The 845-nt window shown below is 68.4% G+C and carries 1 protein-coding gene; it reads right to left on the bottom strand.

The window, feature by feature from the left end; genetic code table 11:
- Positions 1 to 281: 281 nt before the first annotated feature.
- On the bottom strand, positions 282 to 551 hold the full coding sequence (gene rpsO / locus VP06_RS32785) for a 30S ribosomal protein S15 (protein ID WP_048427462.1): 270 nt from the start codon (positions 549 to 551) through the stop codon (positions 282 to 284).
- Positions 552 to 845: the final 294 nt, after the last annotated feature.

The following is an 845-nucleotide window of genomic DNA, read 5'->3' as shown; positions in this document are numbered from 1 at the left end:
GCACGAGCTTGCGCCCGCCCCACAGCAGCTCTTCGCGTTGAACGTCGAACATGTTCGTCATGCCTTCCTGCGGTCCGGGAGGGCGGCGCCAGCGCAAGACGGCGAGGGGCTCTTCGGATGAGCCACCGGCGATCCTGCCCTGGCGGTCGCGGCCCACGTTCCTCGCGGGTCCCGGAGTGAGGGCGGCCGGACCCATTCCGGCCCACCCGGGACGAGGAAAACCTTGGGCTTCCTCGCAAAAACGCGGCCCGGACCGGTGCCCGAACCGCGTGTATCCCGCCTTAGCGGCGGATACCGAGGCGCTCGATGAGGGCGCGGTAGCGGGCCTCGTCCTTGCGCTTCAGGTAGTCGAGGAGCGACCGGCGCTGCGACACCAGCTTGAGCAGGCCGCGGCGCGAGTGGTTGTCCTTGGTGTGGGTCTTGAAGTGCCCGGTGAGGTTCTGGATCCGCTCGGTGAGGATCGCAACCTGCACCTCCGGCGAGCCGGTGTCGGTTCCGCCGCGGGCATGTTCCTTGATGAGCGCGGTCTTGCGCTCCGCCGTGATCGACATCGCGTGTCCTTTCGGGGGTTACGGGTTCACGAGGTGCGCGGGCTCCACAAGGAGGCCGCCTTCCGCGCGGGGCTCGGCCGGGCCGGGATGTCGTCCAGCACGGTCTGCCAAGGCGAAAAACCTCGCCGTGTGAGGGCGAGGGTGGCGCAGCCTATACACGATCCTCCGCCCCTTGCCACTCCCTTCGCCGATTCATGCGACGCGCGGTTTCGTCACGCCCTTGACGGCGGCTGGCGCGAACGGCCCAGATCGAAACCGGTATTACTCCCGAACAAGCAAGCCTCGGCGTGGCGC

Origin of the sequence: Methylobacterium aquaticum, from assembly GCF_001043915.1 — a bacterium.
GTDB classification, from domain to species: Bacteria; Pseudomonadota; Alphaproteobacteria; order Rhizobiales; family Beijerinckiaceae; genus Methylobacterium; species Methylobacterium aquaticum.
This window is presented reverse-complemented; position numbering and strand designations above follow the sequence as displayed.